This window comes from Sphaerisporangium dianthi (assembly GCF_042654065.1).
Lineage (GTDB): Bacteria > Actinomycetota > Actinomycetes > Streptosporangiales > Streptosporangiaceae > Sphaerisporangium > Sphaerisporangium dianthi.
In genome coordinates this window covers 22,559-29,016 of the sequence record NZ_JBHSFP010000058.1, presented here as the reverse complement: position 1 = coordinate 29,016, position 6,458 = coordinate 22,559, and the positions used below count along the sequence as shown (strand labels likewise).

The window sequence follows — 6,458 nt, the reverse complement described above, 5'->3', positions numbered from 1 at the left end:
TCAGGGCGCTGTCGTCCAGGAACGCGGGCAGCGCCAGCGTGACGGCGGCCACGCCAAGGCCGGCGCCGCCGCCGAACCCGCCGCCTCCGCCGCCGCCGCCCACGCCGAACGCGGCGGCGCCACCGTGCTGCGGCGCCGGAACCGGCGCGCCGGTTCCGGCGCCGCGGTTGCCCGCGCCGCCGAAGACGCGGCCGAGGCCGTTGTAGCCGATGACCAGGTCCCAGACGGTGTTGTCGGTGCTGCCGCCGATGTACGGGCGGCCGGAGGCGGGCCACAGGTCGACGACGGCCATCCACCAGGCGCTCGACACCAGCAGGGCGACGCCCGCGGCGAGCAGGTGGCCGAGGCGCCGCAGGAGCGCGCCCGGCGCGCCGTACAGGTACACAAGCGCGAACGCCGGAAGCACCAGATACGCCTGCAGCATCTTGGTCATGAAGCCGGCGCCGACGAGGACTCCGCACAGGACGAGCGTCCGCATCCGTCCAGTCTTGATCGCCTCGGCGCAGAACCAGGCGGCGGCCACGAGCAGCAGCACCAGGACGGTGTCGGGGTTGTTGTCCCGGTTGATCGCCACGGTGATGGGCGTCAGCGTCATGACCAGGGCGGCGACCAGCCCGGCGGCGTGCCCGTGGGCGCCGGTGAGGGCGCGGCGCACGGCCGAGTGGACCAGGCCGACGGAGGCGACGCCCGCGACGGCCTGCGGCAGGAGCATGCTCCAGGCGCCGAACCCGAAGACGCGGGCCGGCAGTCCCATCACCCACAACGCGAACGGCGGCTTGTCGACCGTGATGAAGGACCCGGCGTCGAGCGCGCCGAAGAAGAACGCCTTCCAGCTGTGCGTGCCGGACAGGACGGCGGCGGCGTAGTACTCGTTGGCGTACCCGTTGCGGCCGAGCGCCCAGGTGTGGAGCACCGCGGCGAGCGCCAGCACGCCGAGCAGCGCGGGCCTGGCCCACCGCGGATCTTCCGGACGGCCGAGGATCAGGCGGAGCGGACGGCTTCGGGGCAGGGGTCCGGCCGGGTCGCCGGCGGCTGGACGCCCGGCGCCGGGCGTGTCCGGCCGCCGGGGTCCGTGGCCGGACGTCCGGGCGGGACGGGTCCCTGCCCGTGCACGGCCGGTCGGCACGACTTGGGCGGTTTCCAGGCCTTCCGAGGAGTGCGAGGTCGTCATGGGCTGGTCTCCTTCCGGCGGCGCGGGTTGAAGACCCAGGCGCGCAGGAGCATGAAGCGGACAAGGGTGGCCAGGCCGTTGGCGGCGACGACGCCGGCGATCTCGAGCCATCGGCCGGCCGTCGCGGGCAGCAGGGCCAGCGCCCCGGTGGTGAGCGCGAGGCCGACGAGGAAGGCCGCCAGGCCCTGGACCTGGTGCCGGAGCGCTCCCGCGGCGCCGGTCACGCCGAAGGTCAGGCGCCGGTTGGCCGCGGTGTTGGCGACGGCGGTGACCAGCAGCGCGACGGCGTTCGCCGCCACGGCCGCCATGAACCCGCGGAGCGCCCAGAACAGCGCGAGGTAGGCCAGGGTGCTGATGACGCCGATGACGACGAAGCCCGGGAGCTGGCGCCGCATGCCGGACGGCAGCCGGGCCGCCGCCACCCGGTCCGGCACGGGGATGCGCGCCGCGCCCGCGAGCGTCCTGCGGGCGACCCGGGCCATTCCCCTCAGATCGTCGAGCGCGGTGCGCAGGACGTCGACGCGGCTGTCGGGGTCGTCCACCCAGTCGACGGGGACCTCGTGGATGCGCAGGCCGTGGCGCTCGGCGAGGAGCAGCAGCTCGGTGTCGAAGAACCACTCCTGGTCTTCGACGGCCGGCAGCAGGGCTTGGACGATCTCGGTGCGGGCCGCCTTGAAGCCGCACTGGGCGTCGGAGAAGCGGGCTCCCATCGTGGAACGCAGCAGCAGGTTGTAGCCGCGGGAGATGATCTCCCGCTTCGGCCCGCGCTCCACCCGGGACGCCCCGGCCAGGCGGGTGCCGATCGCCAGGTCGCTGTGGCCCGACATCAGCGGGGCGATCAGCGGCAGGAACGCGGTGAGGCCGGTGGACAGGTCGACGTCCATGTAGCTGACGACGTCGGCGTCGCTGCTCGCCCATACCGCGCGCAACGCGCGCCCGCGTCCCTTCTCGTCCAGGTGGACGGCGTGGACGTGCGGCAGGTCGCGGGCGAGCGCGGAGGCGACGGCCCAGGTGCGGTCGGTGCTGGCGTTGTCGGCGACCGTGATGCGGAAGCCGTACGGGAAGGTGCCGGTCAGGTAGTCGTGGAGGCGGCGGACGCTCGGCGCGAGCGCCTTCTCTTCGTTGTGGACGGGGACGACCACCTCGACGAGGCGGGTCCTGGTCGGCGGGTGGGCGGCCGGCGCCCGCGTGAGCGAGGTCATGCGGGGTGCCCGGGGGTCGGCTGGTTCATGACTCCACCGTCGGAGAGCCGGATTGAACGCCCCTGAGGCGATCGTTAACCCCGCCTGAGAAAGCGTCCGGCCCCACGCGGGAACGGCCCCGTCCTGGGGACGGTCAGGCAGGCCGGGCGTCCGGACGGCCCGGCAGGATCAGGCCGGGCGGGTCAGGCCGGGCGGGCGGCCGGACGGCCCGGGAGGGTCAGCCGGGCGCGCGTGCCGCCGCCGGGGGCGGCGGTCAGGGTGACCTCGCCGCCGGCGTCCCGGACGGCCTGCGCGACGATGGCCAGGCCGAGGCCGGAGCCGGGCATGCTCCTCGCGGCCGGGGACCGCCAGAAGCGGTCGAAGACGTGCGGGAGTTCGTCCTGCGGGATGCCGGGGCCGTGGTCGCGCACGGTGAGCACCCCGCCGCTGAGCCGCACGGTGACCTCGCCGCCGGCGGGACTGAACTTGACGGCGTTGTCCAGCAGGTTGACCACGGCGCGCTCCAGCGCCCCCTCTCGCCCGTGGACGTACCACTCATCCAGGTCCGAGGTGATGCGCACGTCGTGGGCGCGCAGGCGTGCCCGGACGACGGCGGCCTCGGCCACGTCGTGGAAGGGCAGGTCGGCGACCGCCTCCTCGCCGCCGGAGACGCGCGACAGCTCCAGCAGGTCGCCGACGAGACCGGACAGCTCGCTCATCTGGGCCTTGAGACCGGCCAGCAGCCGTCTGCGGGCCTCCGGATCGAGCGGCCGGCCGGTGTTCTCACTGTGCAGCAGCAGGTCGATGTTGGCGCGCAGGCTGGTGAGCGGGGTGCGCAGCTCGTGCCCGGCGTCGGCGATGAGCTGACGCTGGCGCTCCCTGGACCCGGCCAGGGCCGCGGTCATCGCGTTGAACGACGCGCCGAGCCTGGCGATCTCGTCCTCCCCGTCGACGGGGATGCGGGTTCGCAGGTCCTCGGTGCGCGCGATGTGCTCGACGGCGCGGGTGAGCCGGCCGACCGGGCGCAGCGCCGTGCGGGAGACCAGCCGGCCCGCGCTGGCGGCGCCGAGGACGCCGAGCGCCGCGACGCCGGCGAGGAGCAGCGCGAGGCCGCGCAGCGTGGCGTCGGTCTGGGCGCTGGAGCGTGAGACGCTGACGGCGATGCCGGGGCCGACGTTCACGGTGAGCACGCGTACCGGGTCGCCGGCGTCGCTGACGCCGTCGCGCAGGAGCCGCGCGCCGGGCACGACGGCCGCGCGCCGGTCCTGCGCGGTCACCACGACGGCGTCCAGCCCCTGCGCGCAGCGGGTGCCGTCGGCGCGGACGATCTGCTGCAGGCGCAGGAACGGTCCGGGCGGCTCGGCGCCGGTGGGCCGCTGTGAGCAGCCGCCCCGCTGGATCATGTCGAGGGTCCTGCCTCCCACCGGAGGCTGGTCGAGGGAGTCGTCGAGCTGCCGCGACAGCTCGTTGCGCACGAGGAACCAGCAGGCGGCGGCGCAGACGGCGATCGCCACGGCGACGGCGGTCGCGACCAGCAGGGTCAGCCGCGACCCCATCGACCTGCGCCGGCCGGGCATCAGGACGGGGCCCGCAGGACGTAGCCGACGCCGCGCACGGTGTGGATGAGGCGGGGCGCGCCGCCCGCCTCGGTCTTGCGGCGCAGGTACATGATGTACACGTCCAGCGAGTTGGACGACGGCTCGAAGTCGAACCCCCACACGTCGCTGAGGATCTGCTCGCGGGTGAGCACCTGCCGCGGATGGGCCAGGAACAGCTCCAGCAGCAGGTACTCCGTGCGGGTCAGCTCAAGCGGGCGTTCGCCGCGGGCGACCTCACGGCTGCCGGTGTCCATGCGCAGGTCGCCGTAGGCGAGCACGCCGTCCGGGAGGGACGAGACGGCCTGCCGGGCGCCGCGCCGCAGCAGCGCGCGCACCCGCGCGAACAGCTCGTCCAGCTCGAATGGTTTGACCAGGTAGTCATCGGCCCCCGCGTCCAGCCCGGACACCCGGTCGCCGACGGCGTCCCGGGCGGTGAGCATGAGCACGGCGACCTGGCTGCCCGCGGCGCGCAGGCGGCGGCAGGCGGTGAGCCCGTCGACCCGGGGCATCATGACGTCGAGCAGGACGAGGTCGTAGGCGGCTCGGGCCAGCGCGTCCAGGGCCTCCGCGCCGTCCCTGGCCAGGCCGACCTCGTACCCCTCGAACTCGAGGCTGCTCTGCAGCGCCTCGCGCAGCGCCGGTTCGTCGTCGACCACCAGGAGGCGCGCGCCGCCGCCCTCCCTGTCTCCCGCCGTGCTCACCACGCTCACACGCTATCCGGACACTATGAGAGCCCAATGAGAAGAATGGAGCGGGAGCGTTCCGGCGCGCGGATCCCGGCGTCACGCGTCCCCGGGTCGCGTTTCGGGGTGTCCGGCGTCAGGGTCGCTCAGGTGCTCCGTGGCAGGAGCACCCGCGTGCTCGGTGCCAGGGGTCGCTCAGGTGCCCGGCGTCAGGACGGCCATGGCGGCGTTGCGGCCGGGGATGCCGCTGACGCCGCCGCCACGGCGGGCGCCCGCGCCGCACAGCAGGACGCGCTCGTGCGGCGTCTCCACCCCCCACCGGCCCTCGTCGGCGTCGTCCTCGGCGAAGGGCCAGGCCAGGTCGCGGTGGAAGATGTGCCCGCCGGGGAGCCCCGCCTCGGCCTCCAGGTCCACGGGCGTCTTGGCCTCGACGCACGGGGAGCCGTCCGGGGCGCGGAGCAGGCAGTCCTCCAGGGGCTCGGCGAGAACCGAGTCCAAGGAGGCCATGGTGGCCGCCAGCGCCGCCTTCCGCGACTTCTCCGGGTCTTCCCGGAACAGCCGGGCGGGCATGTGCAGCCCGAACAGCGTCATCGTCTGGGCCCCGGACTCCCGCAGCGACGGCCCGAGGATGGAGGGGTCGGTCAGCGAGTGGCAGTACACCTCCGCCGGCGGCACCTCGGGGATCACCCCGGCCAACGCCTGCTCGTACGCCCGGGCGAGCTGGTCGCGGCTCTCGTTGATGTGGAACGTGCCCGCGAACGCCTCCGCGGGGTCGACCGCGCCGTCCTTCAGGCGCGGCAGCCGGGACAGCACCATGTTCACCTTGAGCTGGGCGCCCTCCGGCGCCTCGCCCGGCTCCCGGCCGAGCAGGCGGTCCAGGACGGCGGGCGGGACGTTGGCCAGCACGTGGTCGCCGGTCACCGCGTGCTCGGCCCCGTCCGCGTCCCTGAAGGACACCTCGGCCCGCCCGCGCCCGGCCGGAGCGGGACCGCCTCCGTCCGGGTCGATCGCCAGCACCTCCGCCCCGGTCCGGATGTCGGCGCCGCCGCGCCGGGCCGCGTCGGCGAGCGCGCCGCTGACCGTTCCCATGCCGCCGACCGGGACGTTCCAGTCCCCCGTCCCGTCGCCGATCACGTGGTAGAGGAAGCAGCGGTTGGCGAGCAGGCCGGCCGCCGGGTCGGCGAAGGTGCCGATGAGCGCGTCGGTCAGCACCACGCCGCGCACGACCTCGTCGCCGAAGCGCTCGGCGGCCACCTCGCCGATCGGCCGTTCGAACAGGTCCCGCCATGCCTCCGCGTCCCCGACCACCTCGCGCATGGCCGCGCGGTCGCGCAGCGGCTCCAGCAGGGTCGGCGCCACGCGCCGGGCGACGGCGGCGGTCATCGCGTAGAAGCGGTCCCACTGCCGGTGGTCGGCGGTGCCGCCGGTCACCCGCGCGAACGAGGCGGCGGTGCGGCCGGCGTCGGCGTTGTCCACCAGCAGCCCGGTTTCCCCGACGGGGGTGTAGGAGGCGAAGCGGCGCCGCCGCAGCTCCAGCCGCAGGCCGAGGTCGGCGACGACCTTGCCGGGCAGCAGGCTGACCAGGTAGGAGTAGCGGGAGAGCCGGGCGTCCACCCCGGCGAACGCTCGCGCGGACACCGCGAGCCCACCGACGTGCGGCAGCCGCTCCAGCACCAGCACGCGGCGGCCCGCCCGCGCCAGGTAGGCGGCGGCGACCAGGCCGTTGTGTCCCCCACCCACGATGACGGCGTCGTAATGCGACCGGTGCATGACAAAGGCTCCTAACCGGGACAGTACGGTGAGACAGCGCATCAGGGGAACATTC

General features: G+C 74.9%; 5 protein-coding genes. All 5 read right to left on the bottom strand.

Annotated elements, in window-relative coordinates; genetic code table 11:
• On the bottom strand, positions 1-1,171 hold a 1,171-nt coding region (locus tag ACFO60_RS39055), incomplete at its 3' end, for a glycosyltransferase family 39 protein (protein WP_380851958.1).
• Entirely contained in the window at positions 1,168-2,373 is a 1,206-nt protein-coding gene (locus tag ACFO60_RS39050; RefSeq protein ID WP_380851955.1) for a bifunctional glycosyltransferase family 2/GtrA family protein, read from the bottom strand. The genes ACFO60_RS39055 and ACFO60_RS39050, both read right to left, overlap by 4 nt.
• Before the next feature lie 182 nt (positions 2,374-2,555).
• Positions 2,556-3,908 (bottom strand): sensor histidine kinase, encoded by a 1,353-nt coding sequence (locus ACFO60_RS39045; protein ID WP_380851952.1) that lies wholly within the window; start codon positions 3,906-3,908, stop codon positions 2,556-2,558.
• Between the two features lie 20 nt (positions 3,909-3,928).
• Positions 3,929-4,654: a response regulator transcription factor gene (locus tag ACFO60_RS39040; RefSeq protein WP_380851949.1), complete on the bottom strand. Its 726-nt coding sequence runs from the start codon at positions 4,652-4,654 to the stop codon at positions 3,929-3,931.
• A 174-nt stretch (positions 4,655-4,828) separates the two neighbouring features.
• Positions 4,829-6,403: a phytoene desaturase family protein gene (locus ACFO60_RS39035; RefSeq protein WP_380851946.1), complete on the bottom strand. Its 1,575-nt coding sequence runs from the start codon at positions 6,401-6,403 to the stop codon at positions 4,829-4,831.
• Positions 6,404-6,458 lie beyond the last annotated feature (55 nt).

Excerpts from the sequence above, each read along its gene's own strand:
- ACFO60_RS39050 (WP_380851955.1), bottom strand. The coding sequence starts at position 2,373 with ATGACCTCGCTCACGCGGGCGCCGGCCGCCCACCCGCCGACCAGGACC.
- ACFO60_RS39045 (WP_380851952.1), bottom strand. The coding sequence starts at position 3,908 with ATGGGGTCGCGGCTGACCCTGCTGGTCGCGACCGCCGTCGCCGTGGCG.
- ACFO60_RS39035 (WP_380851946.1), bottom strand. The coding sequence starts at position 6,403 with ATGCACCGGTCGCATTACGACGCCGTCATCGTGGGTGGGGGACACAAC.